Consider the following 24607-nt stretch of genomic DNA (forward strand, 5'->3'; position numbering starts at 1 on the left):
GAGATTCCTCATAGTCGGACCAGGGGCGTCAGGCGTCCTTCATGAAGCCCGCCTCGTACGCCGCGATCACCGCCTGTGTGCGGTCCCGGGCCCCCGTCTTGGCGAGGACCGAAGCCACATGGGTCTTCACCGTCGCCGGGCCCACCCCCATCCGTCCGGCGATCTCCGCGTTGGTGAGGCCCGCGGCCATCAGCCGCAGCACCTCGTTCTCCCGCCCGGTGAGCCTGGCCACCCAGGCCGGGGCCGCCGGCTTGGCGCTCGCGTGCTCGGCGGCCAGGGCGCGCACGGCCGCGGGGAAGAGCAGCGAGTCGCTGCGCGCGACAAGCCGCACCGCCTGGACGAGCGAGTCCGCGTCGGCCCGCTTGAGCAGGAACCCGGAGGCCCCGGCGCGCAGCGCGTCGTACACATAGGCGTCGTTCTCGAAGGTCGTCACGACCACGATGCGCGGCGGATCGGCGAGCGTCTGCAGGATCTGCTCGGTGGCGCGGATGCCGTCGATCTCCGGCATGCGTACGTCCATGAGCACCACGTCCGGCTTCAGCTCACGCACGACCGACACCGCCTCGGCGCCGCTCGCCGCCTCACCGACGACCTCCAGGCCGTCCTCGGCGGAGAGGATCACGCGCAGGGCCGTGCGCACCATGCGTTCGTCGTCGGCGAGGACGATACGGATGGGTACTGCGGCGGTCTCGGTCATGCGGATTCCTTCGGTTTCTGCGGTTCCTGCGGTTCCTGCGGCTTCATCGGCTTGTTCGGCTTCTTCGGGTCGGGGGCGTGCGGGCCTTTCAAGGGGAGGCGTACGCGCAGGTGCCAGGTTCCGTCGATCGGTCCTGCTTGGGCCGTGCCGCCCAGGAGCCGGGCCCGGTCGGTGATGCCGCGCAGGCCGTGGCCGCCGCCGGGGCGGGAGGTGGCGCCCGCGGCGGGCAGCGGGTTCTGCGCGGTGATCTCCAGGTCGGCGCCTTCCAGGGTGATCCGCAGGGTCACCGCGGCGTCGGGGCCCGCGTGCCGCAGCGCGTTGCTCAGGCTCTCCTGGACGATGCGGTACGCCTCGCGGGAGACCATCGGGGGCAGGGCGTCCGTGCCCTGCGGGCCGAGGTCCACGACCGACTTCACGCGCAGGCCGCCCGCGCGGGTCCGCTTGAGCAGCCCGTCCAGATCGGCGGCGAGGGTGGGGGCCGGGGCGGTCGGCGCCGTCTGGTCGCCGTCCCGCAACACCCCCAGGACCGCGTCGAGTTCACCCACCGTGCGCCGGGTCGTCTCCTCGATCGCGGTCAGCGCCTCGCGGACGAACTCCGGGTCCTTGTCGAGGACCCGGCGGGCCGCGCTCGCCTGGAGCGTGACGGCGCTCAGGGCGTGCCCCACCGAGTCGTGCAGCTCCCGCGCGAGCCGGTTGCGTACGGCGAGATCCGCCGCGCGCTGCTCGGCCGCAGCGAGCCGGTCGGCGGGCGTGGGCCCCAGGAGTTCGGGCGCCCAGCGCGCGAGCAGGGCCCCGGCACCCGCCGCGCACCCCGCGAGCGCGACGAGGGAGGCGCATCCGATGACCGGCGAGAGGGCAAGGAGCCAGCCCTCGCCGAACACTTCGGGCATCCCGACCCGGCTGCCCCGCAGCGCCGCGGCGAACGGCAGCGCGATCAGCACCCCCGCGAACGGCGGCAGCGCGAGGGACATCCCGCTGATGATCCCGCCGAATCCGAGGTGCAGCGTGAACCACGTGACGGTGCGGCCGCGCGCCGTGCGGGACCGCGCGGGCCCGTCGGCGAGGCTCTCGCCCGGCACGTCGCACAGCGCGCGTACGGCGGCCACCGACATGGGGCGGGTGAGCGGGAAGAGCGCGGTGATCGCGGCGAGCGGCAACCCCACGGCGAACGCGGCGAGTTGGGCCGTGATCGAGCCGAAGACGGCGTCCTCGCCGAGCAGCGGGCCGACGATGACGGAGCCCACGAAGACGTACGGCATGGCGAGCGCGCCGCCGAGGATCAGATGGATCCAGCGGCGGCGCGCCCGCCGCCCGAAGAGGGCTGTGGCAAAGGTTTTCACGCGGGGTCCTTGGAGGCGGGGTCCTTGAAGAAGCGCACCCCGAGGGTGACCACAAGCATCCCGACGATCATCTGCACAGCGTAGGTCAGGAGCATCGGCGCCGTCGGCCGCTCTGCGATGTCGTCGACGCCGACGAGCAGGGCGAACAGCAGCCAGCCGCCCCAGCAGGCGACGGCGCCGGAGCCGAGCCAGCCGAGTGCGAGCGGCACCTTCACGGGCAGTGCGGGTGCTCGCCGGAAGGCGATGAGGAGTCCGCCGGCCACGGCGGCGGCGAGGTAGCCGATGTCCAGGACTTCGAGGACGTAGAAGTCGGTCGTACGTTGCTCGATGCGCGCCTCGTTGAGACCGAAGGTGGAACCGGTGGCCCAGAGGAGGTGCAGGGTCGCGGGGGCGAGGGCGAGGAGAGCGGCAGTTATTCCTGTGCGGCGGTCATTCTTGGTTGCGGTCCGGGTCCGGGGGAGGTCCCCGATGCGGCCGCGCCACAGGTGGCCCCAGCGGTCGCGGGCGTAGCGGACGAAGAGGGCGCCGAGGGCGAGGCCTTGCAGGATGAAACCGGTGTAGACGACGCCGAAGACCCAGTCGTCGAGGAAGGCGTCACTGCCGCTGCTCGATCCCTGGTTGCTGCTGCCGCCGAAGGCCTTCACCAGGAGCTGGAGCGGGAATCCGGCCATGATCGGCGTCAGTAGTCCGGTGGCCGCCCACATGGGGAGGGCGAGCAGCCAGGCGGGGGTGCGCAGGCCCCAGGGGCGGGTCAGGAGCAGGGCGAGGACGATGACGCAGGCGTCCATCAGCACGGTGAGGCTGTTGGCGAAGATCATGGCGGTGCGGTGCTGGAGGAGGCTGCTGCCTTCGGGGATGCCGATGTGGCTGCCGGCGATCCAGGCGATCTTGAGGCTGAGGTAGGGGAGGCAGGCGAGGATGGCGATGGCTCGCAGGGTGCGGGGCACTGCCGTGCGGGCTGGGGCGGGGACGAGCGTGTGCGTCATGCCTCTACGCTCCCGGCGGGGGCTGCCGGGGGCGTCCTGCGGGGCGATGATCCGGGTCCGCCGTGCGGGGGAGGGCGGTTCTAGACCGCCGCTTCGCGGCGGATCTTTCCCGCCCACCCCCAAGCTCTTAATGAGCAGGGGGGACCCCCTTCCCGATTGCCCGGCAGTTGCCCATTTCAGCCCGTCCGGCGTTTGAGGACGAACTCGGCGGAGCCGGTGATCGACGGTCACCTCGCGGCCGGCGCAGCCGGAAGTTTCGGGAAGGGGCGGGGTTGGGGAAGAGGAAGCCGCTCCTACCCCAGCACCAGCACCGCCTCGTCGATCTCCTCGCCCCGCGCATGCGCGAAGCCCCGCTCGGCGGCCGTCACCCGGAAGCCGCACTTCTCGAGGACCCGCAGGGACCCGGCATTGTCCGCCGCCGCCCGGGCGTGCAGCGGGCGCTCCGGGACCTCCGCCAGCAGCCCCAGCAACGCGGCGGTCGCCAGGCCGCGCCCCCAGTACGCGCGGTCGATCCAGTACGTGACCTCCCGCTCGCCCGGCTCCCCGTACACCGCCACGCTCCCCACGACGTCCCCGTCCGCGAGAACCGTCCGCACGACGACGTCGGGCGACGTCCGCAGCCCGTTCCAGTGGGCCTCGAAGAGGTCCCGGTCCGCCGTCTTCGGCGAGGTGAACGCGGCGACGCGGTTCGCCTCGGGATCGTTCATCTGCCGGTAGAAGACCGGCAGATCGCTGTCATGCACCGGGCGCAGACTGACATCCATGGCCGCCGTGTTCGCCGTGTTCGTCGTGCTCGTCGTGTTCACCATGGTTCAGAGCCTACGAGTCGCCAGTGTCAGCCGGTCCCGAGCGTCGAACAACGCGTCCTTCACCATCTGTTCGTGCGCGGGCGTAAGCCGCGCCACCGGCACAGAGCAGCTGATCGCGTCCCGCGCGGGCGTGCGGTACGGGATGGCCACGCCGAAGCAGCGAAGGCCCAGCGTGTTCTCCTCGCGGTCCACCGCGAAGCCCTGCTCGCGCACCGTCCGCAGCTCCTCGATCAGCTTCTCGCGGTCGGTGATCGTGTGCTCGGTCAGCGCGGGCAGCGTCTCCGGGAGCATCTTGCGGACCTGCTCGTCGGTGTGCGTGGCGAGCAACGCCTTGCCCAGGGACGTGGAGTGGGCGGGGAGCCGGCGGCCGACCCGGGTGAAGGGGCGGAGGTAGTGCTGCGACTGGCGCGTGGCCAGGTAGACCACGTTCGTGCCGTCGAGGCGCGCCAGGTGGATCGTCTCCGTGGTGTCGTCCGAGAGGCGGTCCAGGGTGGGACGCGCCGCCGCCACCACCTCGTCGCCGTCGATGTACGAGGTGCCGACCAGCAGGGCCCGCACCCCGATGCCGTACCGCGTGCCCGTGGCGTCCGTCTCCACCCAGCCGAGCTCCACCAACGTACGAAGAAGCATGTAGAGGCTGGACTTGGGGTACCCGACGGCTTCCTGGACGGAGGCCAGGGAGTGCATTCCGGGGCGGCCCGCGAAGTATTCGAGCAACTCCACCGTCCGCACCGCGGACTTGACCTGTGCCCCGCCAGTCTCGCCAGCCGACATCGCCCTTGACCCCTTAGTTCGACGAGAAATAGTCTCCGAAGTCTCCGGTATTCATCATGGGAGACGCTGTTCAGCATATCGAACAGTGCAGGTGAGTGGCAGTACATCTGAGTGCATCTGTGGCAACACATCTTGAGGAGCCCGCGGTGGCAGCAGCACCAGTCTGGAGTGTCGACCCCCGAACCGGGAAGCAGCGCGAGCAGGTTGCGGTGGAAGCCACAGCCCAGGAGGTGGACCAGACGGTACGTGCCGCGCTTGCCGCCAAGGACGCGCTCGCCGACCGCACCGTACGCGCGGCGTTCCTGCGCACCGCGGCCGAGTTGCTCGACGGGGCCAAGGACCAGCTCGTGGAGGCGGCGGACGCGGAGACCGCGCTCGGCCCCGTCCGGCTGACCGGCGAACTCGCCCGCACCTGCTATCAGTTGCGGGCCTTCGCGGGCGTGGTCGACGAGGGTGAGTTCCTCGGGGTCGTCATCGACCACCCGGATGGCAGCGCGACCCCGCCCATCCCCGACCTGCGGCGCTACAAGATCCCGCTGGGTGTCGTGGCCGTCTACTCCGCGTCCAACTTCCCGTTCGCCTTCTCGGTCCCCGGCGGCGACACCGCGAGCGCGCTCGCCGCGGGCTGCCCCGTGGTCGTCAAGGCGCACCCTGACCATCCGGCCACGTCCGAGCTGGTCGCGGCGCTGATCCGGGCGGCCGCGGACCGGCACGGCATCCCGGACGGCGTTCTCGGCCTCGTACACGGCTTCGAGGCGGGCGTGGAACTGGTCCGGCATCCGCTCGTCTCGGGCGCCGGGTTCACCGGCTCGATCCGTGGCGGCCGCGCCCTCTTCGACGCGGCGGCGGCCCGTCCCGTACCGATCCCCTTCCACGGCGAACTCGGCTCCCTCAACCCGGTCGTGGTGACCGAGGCGGCGGCCGCCGAGCGCGCCGAGGAGATCGGGGCGGGGCTCGCGGGCTCGATGACGCTGGGCGTCGGCCAGTTCTGCGTCAAGCCGGGCCTGGTCTTCGCCCCGTCGGGCGCGGGCGGCGACCGCTTCATCAAGTCGCTCACGGAGGCGGTCAGCGACACCGAGGCCGGGGTGCTCCTCGACCACCGGATGCGGGACAACTTCGTGGCGGGCGTGCGGGAGCGCGGCGGGCTGCCGGACGTGGACGCTCCGGTGACGCCGGGCGCGGGCAGCGAGCACATGGTCAGCGCGGGGTTCCTGACGGTTCCGGCGGCGCGGCTGGCCTCCGAGGGAGAGCACGATCTGCTCCTGGAGGAGTGCTTCGGTCCGGTGACCGTCGTCGCCCGCTACGAGGACGACGCGGAGATCACCGCGGTCCTGTCCCGCCTGCCGGGCAACCTCACGGCGACCGTGCAGCTCTCCGCGCGGGAGGCGGCCGGCGAGGGGCGCGGGGCGGCGCTGCTCGCCGAACTGACGCCGCTGGCCGGGCGCGTGCTGGTCGACGGCTGGCCGACCGGGGTCGCCGTGGCGCCCGCGCAGCACCACGGCGGACCGTACCCGGCGACGACGTCCACCTCGACGTCCGTGGGCGGTACGGCCATCGAGCGCTGGCTGCGTCCCGTCGCGTACCAGAACACCCCGGAGGCGCTGCTGCCGCCCGAGCTGCGGGACAACAACCCACTGGGGCTGCCGCGCCGCTACGACGGGCGCCTGGAACACTGACGCCCATGGACGTCGATATCCCGCAACTGCCCTTCTCCCTGCGCACGTACGGCCCTGACGGGCATTGGTCGTACGACGACGGGGTCCTCACCGGCTGGGCGGGCGCCCGGCAGGACCGCTTCGTGCCGCCGACGGGCGAGGCGCTCGACCCCGCGTCGGACGCGCCTCGCCTCCTCGGCGCCCCCGAGGGCGACTTCCAGCTGATCGCCAAGGTCACGGTGGGGTTCGCGGCGGCGTTCGACGCGGGTGTGCTGTACGTGCATGTCGGCGACCGGGAGTGGGCCAAGCTCTGCCTGGAGCGCTCGCCGGACGAGGCGACGGTGTGCACGGTCGTCACCCGTGGCCGCTCCGACGACGCCAACGCGTTCGTGGTGGACGGCAGCAGCGTGTGGCTCCGGGTCAGCCGCACGGGCTCCGCGTTCGCCTTCCACGCCTCGCCGGACGGGAAGCGGTGGACGTTCGTCCGGATCTTCTCGCTGGGCGATGAGAAGGCGGCGGGGGCGGCGCTGGTCGGCTTCATGGCGCAGTCCCCTGTCGGGGAAGGCTGCGTGGTGACGTACGAGTCCGTCGAGTTCCGCCCGAACTGGCCGGTGGGCCTCAGGGACGGTTCTTAGTCACCCTGCGGGTGGGGTGGCCGCCGCGGGGCTCTGCCCCGGACCCCGGTCTCCCGGGGGTGCGACGCTGCGGCTCCGTTGTGGCTGGTCGCGCAGTTCCCCGCGCGCCTTCGGGGCGCAACCCGAGCGTCGCCAGCCCCGTAGCCGCCAGCAGCCCCGCCGAAATCAGCAGACTCACCCGCATCCCGGAGACGAAGTCCCCGGCCACCAACCCCCCGAAGGCAGCGATCCCGAGGCCCCCCGCCACCTGCCGCGCCGAGTTCAGGACCCCCGCAGCCAGCCCCGCCCGCTCGGAAGGCACCGCCTCCATCATCGCGGACGTCAGCGGCGGGATCGTCAGGGCGCAGCCAAGGGCCAGCGGGACCATGAGGAACGCCAGGCCGAGCGCCGGCGTCGACGCGTCGGCGAAGAGGAGGACCAGCAGGCCGAGCACGGCCAGGGACTGTCCCGCCAGCATCGGGACCCGCGGCCCCACCCGCGCCGCCAGCTTCCCCGCCACCACATTCGTCACCGCGATGAGCCCCGTCATCGGCAGGAACATCAGCCCGGCCCACAGTGCCGAATGCCCCTGCACCTGCTGGAAGAAGAGGCTGAAGACAAAGACGAGACCGTAGAAGGCGACGCTGCACGCCGCCCCCGCCGCGACTGTGATCGCGACCGTCCGGTTGCGGAAGAGCCCGAGCGGCACCACCGGATGCGGCTGCCGCGCCTCCGTCCGAAGGAAGAGCGCACCTCCCGCCACCACGACGGCCAGGGCGAGCAGACCCGTCGTACCGCCCTCGATCACCGCGAAGGTCAGCGCCGTCAGGGTCACCACCGCCAGCGCCTGCCCCGGCAGGTCAAGCGGTGCGGGACGCCGCTGCGAGCGCGGCGCCCGCAGCAGGAGCACCAGGGCCACCGCGCCCAGGGGGACGTTGATGAAGAAGATGCCGCTCCAGTCCCACGCCGTGGTCAGCGCGCCGCCCGCGACCGGACCGAGCGCCACCGCGACGGAACCGCCCGCCGCCCACATCGCCACCGCACGCGCCCGCCCCGCCGCGTCCGCGTACGCCTGACGGACCAGGGAGAGCGAGGCCGGCAGGACCACCGCGGCCGCCATCCCCTGCACCACCCGCGCGCCGATCAGCGCGGGCAGCGACGGTGCGAGGCCGCACGCCACGGAAGCCGCCGTGAAGACCGTGATGCCGATCGCGTACGCCCGGGTCGCGCCGATCCGGTCGGAGAGCGCGCCGGTGGACAGCATCAGCGCGGCGAAGGCGAGGGTGTACGCGTCCACGACCCACTGGAGCCCGGACATGCCGCCGCCGAGTTCGCCGCCGATCGCGGGCAGCGCCACGTTCACCACGGAGGCGTCGAGCGTGATCAGGGCGAAGCCCAGCATGGCGGCGACCAGGGTGAGGACGGGTGACGTCCGGCCCTTGCCGGGGGGTGCGGACCGGGGGTGCGGCCGCGTCAAGTCGCCCGTGTGACCGGGGGGTTCGGTGAGGGAGTTCGTTGCCATGCCCCTGAGTCTGCGGGCTGCGGCGCGGCTACAGTAGTGGCCTGAATGCCATACATCCGGAGGTTCTGGCCATGCCCCGCTCCCAGGGCGACCACCGTGCCCACCGCGCGCATCGCGTCGTCGTCATCGCCCCCTCACCTGTGTCGATGTTCAACCTCGCGATCCCGGAGATGCTCCTCGGCAAGGTCGAGGTGCCGGGCGGCCCCGGCTACGAGGTGGTCGTCTGCACCCCGCGGCCCGGCGCCATCGCCACCACCGGCGGCCTCAGCCTGCACGTGGAGCACGGGCTCGACGCCGTACGCGACGCCGACACGCTCCTCGTCGCGGGCACCGGACACCGCTACGAACCCGACCCGCTGACCGTCGCCGCCGTCCGCGAGGCCGCAGAGCGGGGCGCCCGCATCGCCTCCATCTGCAGCGGCGCCTTCGTGCTCGCCGAGGCGGGTCTGCTCGACGGGCGCAGCGCCACCACGTACTGGCAGCTGGCGGAGGAGCTGCGCAGCCGCTATCCCGCGCTCGACCTCAAGGGAGACGTCCTCTACGTGGAGGACGGCCAGGTGATGACGTCCTCCGGGTACGCAGCCGGGATCGACCTGTGCCTGCACATCATCCGCACCGACTACGGAGCGGCGGTGGCCAACGAGGTCGCCAGGGCCGCACTCGTCGCCCCCGTACGGCCGGGCGGCCAGACCCAGTTCACCCAGACCCCGCTGCCGCCCGAGCGCGGCAACGCCTGCGCCGACACCCGAGGCTGGGCCATGCGGCGCCTCGACGAGCCGCTCACCCTCACCGACCTGGCCCGGCACGCGGGCGTCAGCGTGCGCACCCTCACCCGGCGCTTCCACGCCGAGAGCGGGGTCAGCCCGCTGCAGTGGCTGCTCCACCAGCGCATCGAGCGGGCCAAGGAGCTCCTGGAGACCACGTCCTTCCCGATGGACCGGGTGGCCCAGGCGTGCGGATTGGGCACGGCCGACTCGCTGCGCGGTCATCTGGTGCGCCGCACGGGGCTCACGCCGAGCGCCTACCGCGCCCAGTTCAGCCGCCTCGGGACACGCCCCTCCACGCGCCCCGGAACTCAGAAAGCGCGGCGCACGTCTATCGCAGCGTGATCCACTCCGCACTTCCCACACCGCCCACCCCGAAGCAGGCAGTGATGCCGACCGTCATCCGCACCGCACTGCCCGCCGACGCACCCGTGCTCGCGGCTCTGCACGCCCGGGCCCGCGCCACGTACTACCCCGAAGGGCCGCCGGACGCGGGCGTCGACGGGACGGCGATGTGGCGGGGCGCCATCGGGCGCCGCGACGGGCATGTGCTGTGCGCGGTCCGGGACGGGCGCGTCGTGGGCCTCGCGTCCTTCCGTACGCCCGACGGCGACGCGGCGGACACGGCGCAGCTCTTCCAGTTCCACGTCGAGCCCGCCCACTGGCGCGCGGGTGTCGGCGCCGCGCTGCACGCCGCGTGCGTGGAGCAGTGGCGCGCCGACGGCATCCGCGAGGCGGGCCTGGACGTCCACCGCGAGAACCGCAGGGCCCAGGCCTTCTACGCCCGCCACGGCTGGCGGCCCGCCGAGCGCGCGGACGGCGCCGGCACCCATCTGCGGATGCGCTTTGCCGTGTCGGACGCGGCCGGGGAATGAGAACCGACGGTCGTACGTTGTTCAACTGACCGGAGGGACCCTCCGCACCACCCGTACGACCTGGAAAGAGCTGCACACATGCGCGTCGAGATCTGGAGCGACATCGCCTGCCCCTGGTGCTACGTGGGCAAGGCCCGCTTCGAGAAGGCGCTCGCCGCCTTCCCGCACCGTGACGACGTCGAGGTGGTGCACCGCTCCTTCGAGCTCGACCCCACGCGCGTCAAGGGCGACAGCGGCCCGGTGATCCCGATGCTCGCCAAGAAGTACGGCATGAGCGAGCAGCAGGCCCAGGAGGCCGAGCGGAACCTCGGCGTGAACGCCGCCTCCGAGGGCCTCGACTACCTCACCGAGGGCCGCGACCACGGCAACACCTTTGACATGCACCGCCTGCTGCACTTCGCCAAGGAGCAGGGCAGGCAGGACGAGCTGATCGGGCTCCTGTACCGGGCCAACTTCGCCGACGAGCGGTCCGTCTTCGACGACGACGAGCGGCTCGTGGAGATCGCCGTCGCGGCGGGTCTGGACGCGGCGGACGCCCGCGCGGTCCTCGCCGACCCCGACCGGTACGCCGACGACGTGCGCGCCGACGAGCGCGAGGCCGCGGAACTGGGCGCGAACGGCGTGCCGTTCTTCGTCCTCGACCGCAAGTACGGCGTGTCGGGGGCCCAGCCCGCCGACGTCTTCGCGCAGGCCCTCGAGCAGGCGTGGGGCAGCCGCTCGCCGCTGACGACCCTCGCGGGCGGCGACGCCTGCGGCCCGGACGGCTGCGCGGTTCCGCAGCCCGGTGCCGACGTGTGACGTGTAAGCAGCCCTGACAGGTCCCCCGTACACATCATCAATGGACGTGGGCGCGGACAGGCCCGAGAGTTGGTCCCATGGGGATCATCAACGGTGCCGACTTCGCGCCCACGTCGACGTATCTGAACACCGCGAGCTGCGGGCTGCTGCCCGGCCGCGCGGTGGCGGCCATCCACTCCCTCGCGGCCGAGAACGGCGCGGGCAGGCGCGGCGGATCGGGCAGCTTCGAGGTCGTGGACGCCGCACGCCGGTCCTTCGCGCGGCTCGTCGCGGTGGACCACGGGCGCGTGGCGTGCGGCGGCTCGGTCGCCGTGCACACCGGTCTTGTCGCCGCCTCGATGCGGCCCGGGGCCGAAGTCCTGTTCCCCGAGGGCGACTTCAGCTCGATCATCAACCCCTTCGTGGTGCGCGGCGACCTCAAGGTGCGCTACGTGCCCCTGGAGGACCTCGCCGATGCGATCGGCCCCACGACCGACCTCGTCGTGTGGTCCGCCGTGCAGTCGGCCGACGGCCGGATCGCCGACGACGCGGCGGTGCGCGCGGCGGCCGCCGCCCATGGCGCGCGCACCTTCAACGACGCGACACAGGCGGCCGGCTGGCTGCCCTTCGACGCGGGTCTGTACGACTACACCGTCACCGGAGCCTTCAAGTGGCTGCTGTGTCCGCGCGGCACGTCGTTCCTGACGGTGCGCGAGGAGGCGCAGGAGACCCTCGTCCCGCTGCACGGCGGCTGGCTCGCCTCGGCCGACACCTGGAACTCGACGTACGGCCCGCTCACCGAACTGGCCCCGGACGCACGCCGCTTCGACGAGCCGCCCGCCTTCCTCGCCTACCACGGGGCGGCCGAGTCCCTCGCGTACCTGGAGGAGATCGGCATCGACGCGGTGTACGCCCACGACACGGCGCTCGGCGCCCGCTACCGCGCCGGACTCGTAGCGCTGGGCCACGAACCGGTGCCGGGCACGTCGCCCATCGTGTCGGTGCCCGGACTCGCCGACAGGGAGCCCGAGTTGAGCCGCGCCGGGATCATCACCTCCGCGCGGGCGGGGCTGCTGCGAGCCTCGTTCCACCTGTACAACACGGAGGCGGACGTGGACCGGCTCCTGGACGTGCTGTCCGGCTGAACACTGGCGCTGGGGGCGGCGGCACGCTAGGAAGGCAGGACGGGGTGGCCGCACGAGGCGGTGGTGGACAGTGGCAGTGGCGGAACAGCCCTTCAAGGACACCGATCTGCACCAACGGCTGGTGTACGGCGACGAGACGGCGCTGGCCGAGGTGTACGACGCGTACGGCGGCCTCGTCCACCGGATCGCGGGCCGCGTCACGCGCAGCCCCGCCGGGGCGGAGGACGTGGCCCAGGAGGTCTTCGCCCACCTGTGGTCGCGGCCCTACGCGTTCGACGCGCGGCGCGGCAGTCTGCGCACCTGGCTGTCCATGCTGGCCCACCGGCGTGCGGTGGACTGGGTGCGCGGCGAGGAGCGCCACCGCAAGGCGGCGCACGCCGACGACGCGACGCTGCACACGATCCCGACGCAGGACCCGCCCCCGGAAGACGTGGTCATGGCACGAGAACGCTCCCTGCTGCTGCACTCCGCGCTGGCCCGGCTTCCGCTCCCGCAGCGGCAGGTGGTGCACCTCGCCTACTTCGCCGGCCGCACCTACCGCCAGGCGGCGGTGGAACTCGGCATCCCCGAGGGCACCGCGAAGACCCGATTACGCACGGCCCTGCGCACCCTGGCCGAAGCCCTGACCGACCCACCCGACCCGGCACTTGCCGAAGCTCCAGGCGAAAGAGGCGCGTGATGACCACGGATCACGAAGCCATACGTGAACTCCTCGGCGCCTGGTCCTTCGGCGCGCTCATGCCGGGCGACGAGCGGGTGGTCGCCCCGCATCTGGCCGACTGCGAGCTGTGCGCCGCGGAGGCCGCGCGGCTGCGGGCGGCCGTGCGCGACCTGGACGGGCCGCCGCTCCCCGCCGGGCCCGCACCCGCCCGGCGTGCCCTCGCCGGCGCACTCGGCGCCCGTGCGGCGGCGCCGCGGACCGCGGCACACGCCGCGCCGTACGCCGCGGCCGTGGCCGGACTCCAGGCGCTCCTGGCGGAGTTGGACGAGCACGGACCCTGGGGTACCCCCGTGGTGCACGACTGGGACGTGCACGACACCGTCGCCCATCTGATCGCCGCCGACGGGGCGCTCGCCGTGCGTCTCGGCCTGGCGACGGGCGCGTCCGCGTCGCCGTCCGTGTCCGTCGACGGGACTCCCTGGCGTGCGGTCTGGGCCGCGCGCACGGCCGACGCCCTCTCGCGCGAGCGGCGGCGGGCGCCCGCCGATACGGTCGCCGACTGGCGGGCGCAGTCCGCCGCGCTGCTCTCGTCCCCGGCGGCGCACGATCCGGAGCTTGCCGGGCGGGCCGCCACGCTGATGGGTGTCCGGCTTCCGCTGGCGGATCACTTCCGGGTGCGGGCCTTCGAGACGTGGGTGCACGCGGACGACATCGGCAGGGCCCTGGACAAACCCGTTCCGCCGCCGCTCGCCGATCATCTCTGGCAGCTGGTGCGGCTTGCCGTGCGCATGCTCGACCGGGCCGTCGGGGCGAGTGCGGAGCCGGTGGCGCTGACGGTGTCGGGGGAGGGGCGTGCGGTGGAGTGGGTCCTGGGCAGTCAGGACGAGCCGGTGGCCGCGGAGGTGGTTCTGGACCCGGTGGACTTCTGCCTGCTCCTCGGGGGCCGTAGCGACCCCGCGCAGGTTCCTCGCGGGGTCGCGGGGGACGAGGCAGCCGCCGACCGCCTCCTGAACCGGGCCTCAGTCCTGTCCTGGCTGTGAGCCTCTCCCCGGCTGAGGCTGTGGCCTGACGCCCTGGCGCCCTGCTGTATCGGGGCCCGGCGGCTGGGGCTGTGCCCACCCTTCCCCAAGCTCTCGGCTTCGCTCGAGCAGGGGAGACCCCACTCGCCCTGCGGAACGCCTGCCCACAGCGGGGGCGGCCGGGCGCTATGCCCCGCCCGTCACTGCCGCCGCAGCCCTGCGGGCCTCCTCCGGGCAGTCTGCCGTCTCCGTGCAGAGGTTCGCCTCCACCCGGCCCAGGAGGCGTGCCAGTTCCGTCCGGTCCTTCGCGTCGAGGCCCGTGAGCGTGTGCTCCTCCAGGTCGCCCCAGGCGAGCTCCACCTCCCGCAGCAGTCCGCAGCTCGCGTCCGTGGCCTCGACCAGGACCGCACGCCGGTCGTCGGGGTCCTGCCGCCGCCGGACGTGCCCCGCCTGTTCGAGGCGCTGCAGCATCTTGGTGATGGTCGAGGGATCCAGGTCCATGGCCTTGATGAGCTCCGACTGCCGCACGGGCCCCGCGTCCCACAGGTACATCATCACGAACTCCTGGCCGGGGTAGAGCCCGACGCCCTTCAGCACCTTGCCCGCGGCGATCCGGTGCAGCCGGGCCACCCGGCTCACGGTGTGGCTCACGGGCCCGCGGCGCGCGGCGGTGGGGAGGAGGTCGGCGTCGGTACAGGCGGGATCGGCCTCGGCAGCCATCGGAACTCCAGGTCGGGCGTTGGTCGGGTCGGCAGGGTGCCAACAGTCTCCAGCACAAGATTAGCTTGGTCGGCCAAGGAATGCGCTACAGTGGCTCTTGGTTGAATTACTTGGCCGACCAATGGAGTCGGCCGACACAAACCTATGCCAATGCCTGGGGGCACCTGATGACCACCGCGTTCGACTCCATCGACCTGTCCGGCACCCCGCTCAGCAACCGCATCGCCATGGCACCGATGACCCGCAGCCGCGCGGGCGACGGCGCCACCGCGACGGAGCTCACCGCCGAGTACTACGCCCAGCGCGCATCGGCGGGCCTGATCATCACCGAGGGCATCCAGCCGTCCGTGATCGGCCAGGGCTACCCGGACACCCCGGGCCTGCACTCCGCTGAGCAGATCGCCTCCTGGCGCAAGGTCACCGCCGCCGTGCACGAGGCGGGCGGCAAGATCTTCGCGCAGATCATGCACACCGGCCGCATCGGCCACCCCGTACTGCTCCCCGACGGCCTGGTGAACGTGGCCCCCTCGGCGATCCCCGCCCAGGGCCAGGTCTACACGGCCGATGGCCCCAAGGACTTCGTCACGCCGCGCGAGCTGACCGGCGACGAGGTCCGCGCCACCATCGCCGACTTCGCGGCCGCGGCCCGCAACGCGATCGACGCGGGCTTCGACGGGGTCGAACTGCACGGCGCCAACGGCTACTTGATCCACCAGTTCCTGGCGCCGGGCTCCAACCAGCGCACCGACGAGTGGGGCGGAACCCCGGAGAACCGCATCCGTTTCGCGGTCGAGACGGCCAAGGCGGTCGCCGCGGAGATCGGCGCGGCGCGCACCGGCATCCGCCTCTCGCCGGGCAACCCGTTCAACGACATCTCCGAGCCGCAGGACGAGCTCGAGGCGACGTACACCGCCCTCGTGAAGGAGCTCGACGCGCTGAACCTGGCGTATCTGCACGTCATGGAGGTGGGCCCGATCCGCGACCTGGTGACCGCCCTGCGCGGCGGCTTCGGCGGCACCTTCGTCCTCAACCCCTCCACCGAGGGCCCCACGGGACCCGACGCGCTGGCCCTCGTCGAGGAGGGCGCCGCGGACCTCGTCTCCTTCGGCGCGCTGTTCCTCGCCAACCCCGACCTGCCGGCCCGCCTCAAGGCCGAAGGCCCGTACAACACCCCTGACACGGCCACGTTCTACGGCGGTACGGAGAAGGGCTACACGGACTACCCGGCGCTGTAACCGGTCCGTACGACAACCGGTACGCGCGACGCGAGGCGGCCCGGCACCACCTGCCGGTGCCGGGCCGCTTCAACTCACTTGTATGGCGGGTTACTTCACCGGCGTGAAGTCCCGGGCCCCGATGTACACGGGCCGCCGGATCGGCGCGGCGAACGGCTCCACCGCCGTGTTCTCCACACTGTTGAACACGATGAAGACGTTGCTGCGCGGGAACGGCGTGATGTTGTCCCCCGAACCGTGCATGGCATTGCAGTCGAACCAGGTCGCGGAGCCCGCCTCACCGGTGAAGAGCCGGATGCCGTGGTCCGATGCGAGGCTGGTCAGCGTCTCGTTCGACGGAATGCCCGCGTCCTGCATCTGCAGGGACCGCTTGTAGTTGTCCTTCGGCGTGGCGCCCGCACAGCCGAGGAACGTCCTGTGCGACCCCGGCATGATCATGAGGCCGCCGTTGGTGTCGTGATTCTTGGTGAGCGCGATCGAGACCGAGACGGTCCGCATGTTCGCGAGCCCGTCCTCCGCGTGCCAGGTCTCGAAGTCCGAGTGCCAGTAGAAGCCGGAGGCTCCGAAGCCCGGCTTCACATTGATCCGGGACTGGTGGACGTAGACGTCGGAACCCAGGATCTGCCGGGCCCGTCCCACCACCCGCGGATCGGCGGCGAGCTTCGCGAACAGCTCGCTGATCTTGTGCACCTCGAAGATGGACCGGATCTCCTGGGAACGGGGCTCCACGATGGAGCGCTCGTTCTCCCGCATCGCGGGATCACCGATCAACCGTTCCAGCTCCGCGTGGTGGACGCTCACCTCTTCGGGGGTGATGAGCTGGTCGATCGCCAGGAAACCGTCCCGTTCGAACCCCGCCAGATCGTCGGCCGCGATGGGCCCCGGTGCACCCGGCTCGGACCACACGACAGGGTCCTTGCGCTCTATGAGGACCTCTTCGGCGCCTCGGGTCGGGTACAGATCGGCGGTGCGTTCGGGTGCGGTGGTCATGGTGTTGCCTGCCTCTCCTCTCGTACGGCCCTTTCCGGGATGTACACCCCCGCCGCCCAGAGGAAGGAGGGCGGCGGGGGAGTTCAGGGGGGCGTGCTCAGCCCTGCGGCTTCAGCCCTGCGGCGCCGACTCCGGCTCCGGCTCGGTGAGCAGCGGGTACACGCCGTTCTCGTCGTGGTCCTCACGACCCGTGACGGGCGGGTTGAAGACACAGATGCAGTGGAAGTCCTCCTTGATCCGCATCGTGTGCTTCTCGTGCCCGTCCAGCAGGTACATGGTCCCCGGCGTGATCGTGTACTTCTCGCCGGTCGTGTCGTCGGTCAGCTCGGCCTCGCCCTTCGTGCACACGACGGCCTCGATGTGGTTGGCGTACCACATCGACGTCTCCGTACCCGCGTACAGGATGGTCTCGTGGACGGAGAAGCCGACCCGCTCCTTGGCGAGGACGATGCGCTTGCTCTCCCACGTGCCCGACTTGGCCTTGACGTGCCGGTCGGTGCCTTCAATGTCCTTGAACGAACGGACGATCACGGTGAGTTGGTTCCTTTTCTCTTACGGGGGTGAAGACGCGGGCGGCCGGGCCGGCGGGGCGGCCCGGCGCACCGCTCAGGCGGTCTCGCGCACCGCGCGGGCGAGCGTGCGAAGGCCCTCGTCCAGCTCGTCGGCGGTGATCGTCAGCGCCGGAAGGAGCTTGACGACCTCGCCCTCGGGGCCCGACGTCTCGATGAGCAGGCCGAGTTCGAAGGCCCGCTTGGCGATGGTGTTCGCGCGCTCCTTGTCGAGGAACTCCATGCCCCAGACCAGGCCGCGGCCGCGGTACTCCTTGATCGCGCCGGGGTTCTCCTCGACGATGGCGGCGAACGCCTCCTCGATCTGCTCACCCTTGGCGCGGGTCTGCTTCTCCATGGCCGAGCCGTCGGTCCAGTACGTCTCGAGGGTGGCGGCAGCCGTGACGAACGCCGGGTTGTTGCCGCGGAAGGTGCCGTTGTGCTCGCCCGGCTCCCAGACGTCGAGCTCGGGCTTGAACAGGGTCAGCGCCATCGGCATGCCGTAGCCGCTGATGGACTTGGACACCGTCACGATGTCCGGCACGATGCCCGCCTCCTCGAAGGAGAAGAAGGCGCCGGTGCGGCCGCAGCCCATCTGGATGTCGTCGACGATCAGGAGCATGTCCCAGCGCTCGCACACGTCGGCGAGCTTGCGCAGCCACTCGGCGCGGGCGACGTTGATGCCGCCCTCGCCCTGGACCGTCTCGACGATCACGGCGGCGGGCTGGTTGAGGCCGGAGCCCTGGTCCTCGAGCAGCCGCTCGAACCAGATGAAGTCGGGGGTCTGGCCGTCGAGGTAGTTGTCGAACGGCATCGGCGTGCCGTGCACCAGCGGGATGCCGGCGCCGGCCCGCTTGAACGCGTTGCCGGTCACGGCGAGCGAGCCGAGCGACATCCCGTGGAAGGCGTTGGTGAACGAGACGATCGACTCGCGGCCCTTGACCTTGCGGGCCAGCTTCAGCGCGGACTCGACGGCGTTGGTGCCCGTCGGGCCCGGGAACATGACCTTGTACGGCAGGTCACGCGGGCGCAGGATGATGTTCTGGAACGACTCGAGGAACGCGCGCTTGGCGGTCGTCGACATGTCGAGACCGTGGGTGACGCCGTCGCGCTCCAGGTAGTCGATGAGGGCGCGTTTGAGGACGGGGTTGTTGTGCCCGTAGTTGAGCGAGCCGGCCCCGGCGAAGAAGTCGAGGTACGAGTGGCCGTCCTCGTCGAACATGCGGCTGCCCTGCGCACGGTCGAAGATGGTGGGCCAACCGCGGCAGTAGCTGCGCACCTCCGACTCCAGGGTCTCGAAGACGCTCAGGTCGGGCTGGGTGATGGTCACAGCAGATCTCCTGGGAGATGGAAAGGCGTGGGAGGTGGGGGGAGTTGACTGAAAGCGAGGGGGGACGCGGGTGACGCCGTCGTCAGCCGCGTGGCGCGTCGGGCGCGATCGGCGGTATCGGCTCGATGAGGAACAGAACCTCCGGCTCGTGGCCGCCGTCGGGGAAGAGCCCCGCGTCGAAGAGCACCGTGCGCTCGACCGAGGCACCGTGCCGCTGTGCGTACGAGGTGAAGAGCCGCTCGGACGCGGTGTTGTCCGGGGTGATGGTCGTCTCGACCGAGACCAGCTCGCGGTCGGCGGCGACCTTCGCGGTCAGTCCGTCGAGCAGCGCACCGGCGAGCCCCCGACCACGGTGCGCGTGGTCGACGGCCACCTGCCAGACCACCAGGGTGCGCGGCCGCTCGGGCCGGATGTAGCCGGTGATGAATCCCGCGGGCTGCCCGTCGGCGTCTCTGGCCACGACGGAGGTCGCCGCGAAGTCACGACACCACAGCAGATAGCTGTACGAGGAGTTGAGGTCGAGCACCTTCGAGTCGCGGGCGATCCGCCAGATCGCGGCGCCGTCGGCGACGGCGGGGGTGTCGAGCCGCAACCCCTCGGGCATTTCCAGGGAATTCGCGTGCAGGTCGGTCGGTAGATCGGCTTGTGCAGCGGTCATGCGTATTGAATTTACCGAGCAATTTCTTGGATTGCATCGCGAGGAGGGGTTACGCGAGAGCGCGTCATGTGTTATCACGCGGGGGTGCGCGCCCGCAGGAAGCTCCGGCGGTATCGCCCATTTTGAGCGGGACGAAAGGTCTATACCGGACCTGATGTGGAGTACGTCACAGACGCGTAACTCCGTCGAGACGTGCCCGAATTACGTCGGTTGGCGCTGTCGAAATCTTGGTGTTTAGGTCCCGGGAAAGCGGGCAGAAGAATACGGGAAGCTGCGCTGATAAAGTGGATAAAGAGGCGATGAGAAGCGGATGAGGCGCCGGTGAGAATGCGTCCGTGAATTTACGTAGAGTATTTACGGTCCCGTCACTCCGTCGATGCCCTCCCTGAGGAGATCGGCATGGCCGTTGTGCCGTGCGTACTCCTCGACGAGGTGTACGAGGATCCAGCGCAGGCTGACCCCGTCGCTGCCCGCGACGGCCGCCTCCCGCGCGCTCAGCCGCCCGATGTCGTCCACGCGCGCCCCTCGCAGAGCTCCCTGCTCAGCGCCGTCTCGCGCCGCCACACGGCCAGGGCCTCGGCGAATATCTGCTCCGGGTCCAGGGTGAAGCCCCCGGCCGGATCCTCGTACACCGGAGGCACGTCCTGCCCGGCCAGCACGCGCTGGAACCAGTTCCGCTCGACCTCGGCGAGATGCCGTACCAGGCCGAGCAGGGTCAGCGACGAGGACGGGACCGAGGCGATCCGCGTCTGCGCGTCCTCGAGGCCGACGCACTTCACCACGAGCGTGGCGCGGTGGAAATCTAGCCAGTCGGCGAGCATGGCGCGCTCGTCGGCGGTGGGGCGGGGAACGGGACGACCGTCCGGCAAGGTGGTCACGGCGCTCACGCTGCCATGCCGCCGGTCCCGGACGGCCGCTGTTCGCTGAGAGCGAGGGAGCCCCCCGCTGCCCGGCTCCTGCCTACTGCCAGGCGGCCGTCACCGCGCGGCGGGCCGCTTCCAGGTCGACCGTCAGGCCGGCCTCACCCATCGCCTCACCCAGCGCCGCGAGCGAGGCATGCACGACGCCACGGGTCGCGTCCGGCCCGTAGTGATTGACCCGGATCATCTCCTTGGCCAGTGCGCCTCCGCCCGCCACCAGCGGAAGCACCGGGTCCGCTGCCAGGGCCTTCGCGACCAGCTCCGAGGCGTCGATGCCGGAGGGCGCACGCAGGGTGGTGGCGACCGGGGCCGCGTCCTGGGCCTCGTACACATAAGGCTCCAGGCCCCCACCCAGCGCCAGCGCACCCGCGCGCGTGGCGGCGGCAGCGGTGGCGTGCCGCGCCATCAGGGCGTCGAGCCCCTCCGCCTCGATCCGCTCCACGCAGGCTTCGAGGGCGAGCATCTCCAACTGGGCGGGTGCGTGAAGCAGCGCCTTCCTGCCGCCGTCGATCCAGCGCTCCTTCCAGTCCAGGAGGGAGAGATACGAGCGGCGCGGCGCCCGCGGATTGGCCGCGAGCCGTGTCCAGGCGCGCTCGCTCACGGAGACCGCCGAGACGCCCGCGGGGCCGCCCATCGCCTTCTGCGCGCCGATCACGCACAGGTCCACGCCCCACGCGTCCGGAAGCAGCGGCTCGGCGGCCACGGAGGCGACGGCGTCCAGCATGAACAGGGCACCGTGCTCCCGCACGACCTCACCGATCGCGGCGACGGGATTGGTGTTGCCCGTCGCGGCCTCCGCGTGCACGAGCGAGACGAAATCGATCTCTGGATGCTCGGCGAGGGCGGCCCGCACCTGCTCCGCGGTCACGGCGGTGTGGAAGGGGACGGCGAGGTCGACGACCGTCGCCCCGCAGTCCCGCAGCCAGTTCCCGAACGTCTGGCCGTACGGCCCGGTGATGATGTTCAGCGCGGTCGTACCCGGCTGAGCCGCACCCCGGATGCAGCCCTCCAGGGGCAGCAGCGCCTCGCCCTGCATGATCACGACGTCCTGCGAGGTGGCGAGGAGACCGGCGACGCGCTCCTCGATGGAGGCGAAGTGCCGGGCGCTCAAGGGGGCCAGGTCAAGGAATGGATGCGTCGTCACGGTGCTGCTCACTTCGCTGCTCACTTCGCTCACGAGTTCGTTCGGGCTGCCGGACCGAGCGTACCGACAGGCTCCTAAGCTGCTGTACATGAGCGATCACACGGTGCTGCACGTGAAGGGGCGGGTGCTCGTCGGCCCGGACGAGGTCCGGGACGAGCTGTGGGTCGTCGGGGGCAGGGTCACGTACGACCGCCCGGCGCACGCGGCGGCGGACATCACCACGATCGAGGGCTGGGTGCTCCCCGGCCTGGTCGACGCGCACTGCCACGTGGGCCTGGACGCGCACGGCCCGGTGGAACCGGAGGTGGCGGAGAAGCAGGCGCTGACGGACCGCGAGATCGGCGCCCTCCTCATCCGCGACGCGGGCTCCCCGTCCGACACCCGCTGGATCGACGACCGCGAGGACCTCCCGAAGATCATCCGCGCGGGCCGGCACATCGCGCGCACGCGCCGCTACATCCGCAACTACGCCCACGAGATCGAGCCGTCCGACCTCGTCGCGTACGTCGCCCAGGAGGCCCGCCGCGGCGACGGCTGGGTCAAACTGGTCGGCGACTGGATCGACCGCGAGGCGGGCGATCTCACCGCCTGCTGGCCCCGCCCCGAGGTGGAGGCGGCGATCGCCGAGGCCCACCGCCTGGGGGCGCGGGTGACGGCCCACTGCTTCGCCGAGGATTCCCTGCGGGACCTGGTGGAGGCGGGCATCGACTGCATCGAGCACGCGACGGGCCTGACCGAGGACACGATCCCGCTGTTCGCGGAGAAGGGCGTGGCGATCGTCCCCACGCTGGTGAACATCGCGACGTTCCCGCAGCTCGCGGACGGCGGCGAGTCCAAGTTCCCCCGCTGGTCGCAGCACATGCGCCGCCTGTACGAGCGCCGCTACGACACGGTGCGGGCGGCGTACGACGCAGGCGTCCCCGTCTACGCGGGCACGGACGCCGGAGGCTCCCTCGCACACGGCCTGGTGGCGGCGGAGGTGGCGGAGCTGACGCTGGCCGGCATCCCGGCGGTGGACGCGCTGTCGGCGACGACGTGGGGGGCGAGGGCCTGGCTGGGGCGCCCCGGGCTCGTGGAGGGCGCCCCCGCGGACCTCGTGGTCTACGAGGCGGACCCTCGGGAGGACGTGCGGGTGTTGGGGGCGCCGCGGAGGGTTGTGCTGAACGGGAGGGTGGTGGGTTGACATCCTCTGCCCCATGGATGAGGGCAATCCGGAGCTATTGAGGTTGTCCAAGCTGTCGGGTATCGCCCTCTAAGGGCAACGCCGTTGCGTTACGGCCGATCTTGGTCTCGACCGCCTGCGCGGCGCGGCCAGCTGATACTCGGGACGGTTTCCGCACCGGCCGACACGGCCATCGGTCGACGGATCCCGCTCGCCATCGGAACGGCACGCCAAGATCGCGGCTGACGCAACGGCATGGGCGCCAGAGGGCGTCTGAGAAGCCCCGTTCAGGGCAGGTGAGTTGGTATGCCTGCGCTGATGGAGGCCGGGATGGCCGGGGAGCGGCGCGCGTATCCGACGGATCTGTCCGACAGGGAGTGCGCGGTGCCGGCGCCGCTCGTGGCGCCGAAGCCGGGCGGGCGGCCACCAAGAGCTGTGCCCTGAACGGGACTTCTCGGCCGCCCTCGTGTCCGTGGCCGGCCGCGCGTGCAGATGGAGGTCCGGGTGGATGGTCCTGGGCTCGCCCCAGGAGCCCCGCCCGCACGCCTCGGGAAGGACCCAGTAGCCCAGGCCGTCGATGCGCGGAACTATCTGGCGCCGCCCCACCCCTCGTCAGTGAAGCTTCAACCAGTGTGCACCGCGGGTGAGTTGGGGCACGCTCAAGGTGACCGTCGCCGTGCGCACATGGCATGATCCACTTTCGCGTTACCTGTGGGTAACGCCCCCCACCCCCCCAATCCAAAGGTCACACCTACGTGCGCACGCTCTCCAGACGCCTCCTGCTCCCCGGCCTGACCGCCCTCGCGCTCGCCGCCACCGGCTGCTCCTCGACGCCGGACACGAACGCGGCCGAGCCCGAAAGCAGCAGCACCGCCACCACGCCGACAGCCGACGGCACCCGGCGGCTCGACGTGGACGCCGCGCCGCAGGCGTCGCCCGCGCCGACCGCCGTGGCCCGCGCCCATACCGGCAAGGGCCGTCCCGAGAAGTCCTCGCTGAAGGTGGCCTCGTACGACAAGACGAGCCGACAGGCAGTCATATCCACGGCCCCGCAGCGGCACACCGCCACGCCGGGCCACTCCGCCGCGCCTGACAAGCCCGTCGCCGTCGGCGACATCATCGCCAGCGCGCCGGCGCACGGCGCTCCCAACGGCCTGCTCGCCAAGGTCACCGAGGTCGTGGGGGAGACCGACCGCGGCACCGAGGTGAAGACTGCCTCCACGACGCTGGCCTCCGTCCTCCAGGACGACAAGGCCGATGGCAAGGTCCCGGTCGACCCGTCGTCGGTCACGGTCGAGCCTCTGACCAAGGGCGTCAGCTTCTCCTGGGCAAAGAGCCAGGGCGTGCGTTTCGGGCCCAAGGGCGCAAAGCTCCCCCTCGGTAATCTGCGGCTCGACGTGAACGCCTCGGTGGATACCGCCAAGGACGCCCCAGCCTCGGCCGGTGCCTCCGTCTCCGGCTTCGTCCAGCTCGCCCCCGAGGTCGAGTTCTCCTACGAGGGCAACAAGGACGGCGGCTTCGCTCCGAGCTCCGCCTTCCTCGGCATGAGCGGTGACTGGTCCTCGCGGTGGGCGCTCAAGGGCCGCGCCGCCGCGAGCACCGGGGAGCCCAAGCGGATCCCGTTCGCCAAACTGCACAGCACCCCCGTCATCCAGGTCGGCCCGGTGCCCGTCGTCGTCAACCTCGACCTGACCTGCTACATCCAGGTGGAGGCCGACGGCCACGTCACGCTCGACGTCCAGCAGGACGTCAAGGGCGACTTCCGGGTCGGCGGCAGTTACGCCTCGGGCAAGGGCTGGGCCCCGGTCGGCACGTCGGCCGTGCACAGCACCCCGGTGAACGCGAGCGTCACCGCCGCCGGGCGCGTCAAGGGCGCTCTCGGCGCGGAGGCCTCCGTCGGCCTGTACGGGGCCGTGGGTGTCACCGCCGACTTCGCCCCGTATCTACGCGGCGAGGCCGACGCCAAGGCGACCGCGTCCAGCGACGGCAAGACCTCGGTGACCGGCGCCTGGGCGCTGTACGGCGGCTTCGACTTGAGCGGCCAACTCCACTTCCGGCTCGCCCTGTTCGGTACGCCGATCATCGAGCACCGCATCCCGCTGGGCACCCTCAACCGCGAGTGGCGGCTCGCGAGCGGGCACTCCGGACGATAACCGGGCGCGGACTCCGCCACCGTGGCCAGTGATGGATGGGCGGCGCCCGTGCGCGTTGACATCCGCCCAGGGATCGATTAGGCCCAACTGGCCAGCAGCCGTCGCGTCA

23 protein-coding genes and 1 pseudogene are annotated in these 24607 nt (G+C 71.6%); 11 read left to right on the top strand and 13 right to left on the bottom strand.

Annotation, left to right across the window (positions count from 1 at the left end):
* Nucleotides 1–28: 28 nt before the first annotated feature.
* From OG453_RS15900 to OG453_RS15920, 5 genes are all read right to left on the bottom strand, one after another.
* Nucleotides 29–697, bottom strand: a complete 669-nt coding sequence (locus OG453_RS15900; protein WP_266868402.1) for a response regulator transcription factor — start codon at nucleotides 695–697, stop codon at nucleotides 29–31.
* Nucleotides 694–2037, bottom strand: coding sequence for a sensor histidine kinase (locus OG453_RS15905; RefSeq protein ID WP_266868403.1), 1344 nt, complete (start codon nucleotides 2035–2037; stop codon nucleotides 694–696). The genes OG453_RS15900 and OG453_RS15905 overlap by 4 nt, the downstream gene beginning before the upstream one ends.
* Nucleotides 2034–3023, bottom strand: a complete 990-nt coding sequence (locus OG453_RS15910; protein ID WP_266868405.1) for a hypothetical protein — start codon at nucleotides 3021–3023, stop codon at nucleotides 2034–2036. The genes OG453_RS15905 and OG453_RS15910 overlap by 4 nt, the downstream gene beginning before the upstream one ends.
* Before the next feature lie 293 nt (nucleotides 3024–3316).
* On the bottom strand, nucleotides 3317–3787 hold the full coding sequence (locus OG453_RS15915; protein ID WP_266869887.1) for a GNAT family N-acetyltransferase: 471 nt from the start codon (nucleotides 3785–3787) through the stop codon (nucleotides 3317–3319).
* Between the two features lie 48 nt (nucleotides 3788–3835).
* Nucleotides 3836–4606, bottom strand: coding sequence for an IclR family transcriptional regulator (locus tag OG453_RS15920; RefSeq protein ID WP_266868407.1), 771 nt, complete (start codon nucleotides 4604–4606; stop codon nucleotides 3836–3838).
* Between the two features lie 146 nt (nucleotides 4607–4752).
* On the opposite strand from OG453_RS15920, the gene OG453_RS15925 reads away from it, so the two are divergent.
* Nucleotides 4753–6282, top strand: a complete 1530-nt coding sequence (locus OG453_RS15925) for an aldehyde dehydrogenase (NADP(+)) (protein WP_266868409.1) — start codon at nucleotides 4753–4755, stop codon at nucleotides 6280–6282.
* A gap of 5 nt (nucleotides 6283–6287) precedes the next feature.
* Nucleotides 6288–6896: a DUF1349 domain-containing protein gene (locus OG453_RS15930; RefSeq protein ID WP_266868410.1), complete on the top strand. Its 609-nt coding sequence runs from the start codon at nucleotides 6288–6290 to the stop codon at nucleotides 6894–6896.
* Here OG453_RS15930 and OG453_RS15935 read toward each other — a convergent pair.
* Nucleotides 6880–8397, bottom strand: coding sequence for an MFS transporter (locus OG453_RS15935; RefSeq protein WP_266868411.1), 1518 nt, complete (start codon nucleotides 8395–8397; stop codon nucleotides 6880–6882). The two genes, OG453_RS15930 and OG453_RS15935, sit on opposite strands and share 17 nt — an antisense overlap.
* A 146-nt stretch (nucleotides 8398–8543) precedes the next feature.
* Here OG453_RS15935 and OG453_RS15940 point away from each other — a divergent pair, with 146 nt between their 5' ends.
* The 6 genes from OG453_RS15940 to OG453_RS15965 all read left to right on the top strand — a co-directional run bounded on the left by OG453_RS15940 (nucleotide 8544) and on the right by OG453_RS15965 (nucleotide 13659).
* Nucleotides 8544–9506 (top strand): GlxA family transcriptional regulator, encoded by a 963-nt coding sequence (locus tag OG453_RS15940; RefSeq protein WP_266869888.1) that lies wholly within the window; start codon nucleotides 8544–8546, stop codon nucleotides 9504–9506.
* A gap of 44 nt (nucleotides 9507–9550) precedes the next feature.
* A complete protein-coding gene (locus OG453_RS15945; protein WP_266868413.1) occupies nucleotides 9551–10036 on the top strand; it encodes a GNAT family N-acetyltransferase in 486 nt (161 codons plus the stop codon).
* A 78-nt stretch (nucleotides 10037–10114) separates the two neighbouring features.
* Nucleotides 10115–10834: a DsbA family oxidoreductase gene (locus OG453_RS15950; RefSeq protein WP_266868415.1), complete on the top strand. Its 720-nt coding sequence runs from the start codon at nucleotides 10115–10117 to the stop codon at nucleotides 10832–10834.
* 77 nt (nucleotides 10835–10911) lie between these two features.
* Entirely contained in the window at nucleotides 10912–11958 is a 1047-nt protein-coding gene (locus OG453_RS15955; protein WP_266868417.1) for an aminotransferase class V-fold PLP-dependent enzyme, read from the top strand.
* A 76-nt stretch (nucleotides 11959–12034) separates the two neighbouring features.
* Entirely contained in the window at nucleotides 12035–12637 is a 603-nt protein-coding gene (locus OG453_RS15960) for an RNA polymerase sigma factor (protein ID WP_266868419.1), read from the top strand.
* Nucleotides 12637–13659 (top strand): maleylpyruvate isomerase family mycothiol-dependent enzyme, encoded by a 1023-nt coding sequence (locus tag OG453_RS15965; RefSeq protein ID WP_266868421.1) that lies wholly within the window; start codon nucleotides 12637–12639, stop codon nucleotides 13657–13659. The genes OG453_RS15960 and OG453_RS15965 overlap by 1 nt, the downstream gene beginning before the upstream one ends.
* Nucleotides 13660–13824: 165 nt before the next feature.
* Here the strand turns inward: OG453_RS15965 and OG453_RS15970 are convergent, their stop codons facing one another.
* Entirely contained in the window at nucleotides 13825–14358 is a 534-nt protein-coding gene (locus OG453_RS15970; protein WP_266868423.1) for a MarR family winged helix-turn-helix transcriptional regulator, read from the bottom strand.
* Nucleotides 14359–14525: 167 nt separating this feature from the next.
* Here OG453_RS15970 and OG453_RS15975 point away from each other — a divergent pair, with 167 nt between their 5' ends.
* Nucleotides 14526–15593: an alkene reductase gene (locus OG453_RS15975; protein ID WP_266868425.1), complete on the top strand. Its 1068-nt coding sequence runs from the start codon at nucleotides 14526–14528 to the stop codon at nucleotides 15591–15593.
* A gap of 90 nt (nucleotides 15594–15683) precedes the next feature.
* On the opposite strand, the gene thpD is transcribed toward OG453_RS15975, so the two are convergent.
* The 6 genes and pseudogenes from thpD to OG453_RS16005 form a co-directional block, all read right to left on the bottom strand.
* Entirely contained in the window at nucleotides 15684–16583 is a 900-nt protein-coding gene (thpD, locus tag OG453_RS15980; protein WP_266868427.1) for an ectoine hydroxylase, read from the bottom strand.
* 111 nt (nucleotides 16584–16694) lie between these two features.
* A complete protein-coding gene (locus OG453_RS15985) occupies nucleotides 16695–17114 on the bottom strand; it encodes an ectoine synthase (protein ID WP_266868429.1) in 420 nt (139 codons plus the stop codon).
* A 75-nt stretch (nucleotides 17115–17189) separates the two neighbouring features.
* On the bottom strand, nucleotides 17190–18461 hold the full coding sequence (gene ectB, locus OG453_RS15990) for a diaminobutyrate--2-oxoglutarate transaminase (protein ID WP_266868431.1): 1272 nt from the start codon (nucleotides 18459–18461) through the stop codon (nucleotides 17190–17192).
* An 82-nt stretch (nucleotides 18462–18543) separates the two neighbouring features.
* Entirely contained in the window at nucleotides 18544–19119 is a 576-nt protein-coding gene (gene ectA, locus OG453_RS15995; protein WP_266868433.1) for a diaminobutyrate acetyltransferase, read from the bottom strand.
* Between the two features lie 354 nt (nucleotides 19120–19473).
* Nucleotides 19474–19997 (bottom strand): annotated as a pseudogene (locus OG453_RS16000) (DinB family protein).
* 82 nt (nucleotides 19998–20079) lie between these two features.
* Nucleotides 20080–21195, bottom strand: coding sequence for an alanine--glyoxylate aminotransferase family protein (locus tag OG453_RS16005; RefSeq protein WP_266868435.1), 1116 nt, complete (start codon nucleotides 21193–21195; stop codon nucleotides 20080–20082).
* Between the two features lie 76 nt (nucleotides 21196–21271).
* On the opposite strand from OG453_RS16005, the gene OG453_RS16010 reads away from it, so the two are divergent.
* Both OG453_RS16010 and OG453_RS16015 read left to right on the top strand, forming a co-directional pair.
* Entirely contained in the window at nucleotides 21272–22366 is a 1095-nt protein-coding gene (locus tag OG453_RS16010) for an amidohydrolase family protein (RefSeq protein WP_266868437.1), read from the top strand.
* A 734-nt stretch (nucleotides 22367–23100) separates the two neighbouring features.
* Entirely contained in the window at nucleotides 23101–24498 is a 1398-nt protein-coding gene (locus tag OG453_RS16015) for a hypothetical protein (protein ID WP_266868439.1), read from the top strand.
* The last annotated feature ends 109 nt before the right edge of the window (nucleotides 24499–24607 follow it).

Source organism: Streptomyces sp. NBC_01381 (assembly GCF_026340305.1).
Lineage (GTDB): Bacteria > Actinomycetota > Actinomycetes > Streptomycetales > Streptomycetaceae > Streptomyces.

Excerpts from the sequence above, each read along its gene's own strand:
- OG453_RS15965 (WP_266868421.1), top strand. The coding sequence starts at position 12,637 with ATGACCACGGATCACGAAGCCATACGTGAACTCCTCGGCGCCTGGTCC.
- OG453_RS16010 (WP_266868437.1), top strand. The coding sequence starts at position 21,272 with ATGAGCGATCACACGGTGCTGCACGTGAAGGGGCGGGTGCTCGTCGGC.
- OG453_RS15910 (WP_266868405.1), bottom strand. The coding sequence starts at position 3,023 with ATGACGCACACGCTCGTCCCCGCCCCAGCCCGCACGGCAGTGCCCCGC.
- OG453_RS15920 (WP_266868407.1), bottom strand. The coding sequence starts at position 4,606 with ATGTCGGCTGGCGAGACTGGCGGGGCACAGGTCAAGTCCGCGGTGCGG.
- OG453_RS15975 (WP_266868425.1), top strand. The coding sequence starts at position 14,526 with ATGACCACCGCGTTCGACTCCATCGACCTGTCCGGCACCCCGCTCAGC.
- OG453_RS15930 (WP_266868410.1), top strand. The coding sequence starts at position 6,288 with ATGGACGTCGATATCCCGCAACTGCCCTTCTCCCTGCGCACGTACGGC.
- OG453_RS15935 (WP_266868411.1), bottom strand. The coding sequence starts at position 8,397 with ATGGCAACGAACTCCCTCACCGAACCCCCCGGTCACACGGGCGACTTG.
- OG453_RS15915 (WP_266869887.1), bottom strand. The coding sequence starts at position 3,787 with ATGGATGTCAGTCTGCGCCCGGTGCATGACAGCGATCTGCCGGTCTTC.
- ectA (WP_266868433.1), bottom strand. The coding sequence starts at position 19,119 with ATGACCGCTGCACAAGCCGATCTACCGACCGACCTGCACGCGAATTCC.
- OG453_RS15900 (WP_266868402.1), bottom strand. The coding sequence starts at position 697 with ATGACCGAGACCGCCGCAGTACCCATCCGTATCGTCCTCGCCGACGAC.
- OG453_RS15945 (WP_266868413.1), top strand. The coding sequence starts at position 9,551 with ATGCCGACCGTCATCCGCACCGCACTGCCCGCCGACGCACCCGTGCTC.
- OG453_RS15940 (WP_266869888.1), top strand. The coding sequence starts at position 8,544 with ATGTTCAACCTCGCGATCCCGGAGATGCTCCTCGGCAAGGTCGAGGTG.
- OG453_RS15950 (WP_266868415.1), top strand. The coding sequence starts at position 10,115 with ATGCGCGTCGAGATCTGGAGCGACATCGCCTGCCCCTGGTGCTACGTG.
- OG453_RS15955 (WP_266868417.1), top strand. The coding sequence starts at position 10,912 with ATGGGGATCATCAACGGTGCCGACTTCGCGCCCACGTCGACGTATCTG.
- thpD (WP_266868427.1), bottom strand. The coding sequence starts at position 16,583 with ATGACCACCGCACCCGAACGCACCGCCGATCTGTACCCGACCCGAGGC.
- OG453_RS15970 (WP_266868423.1), bottom strand. The coding sequence starts at position 14,358 with ATGGCTGCCGAGGCCGATCCCGCCTGTACCGACGCCGACCTCCTCCCC.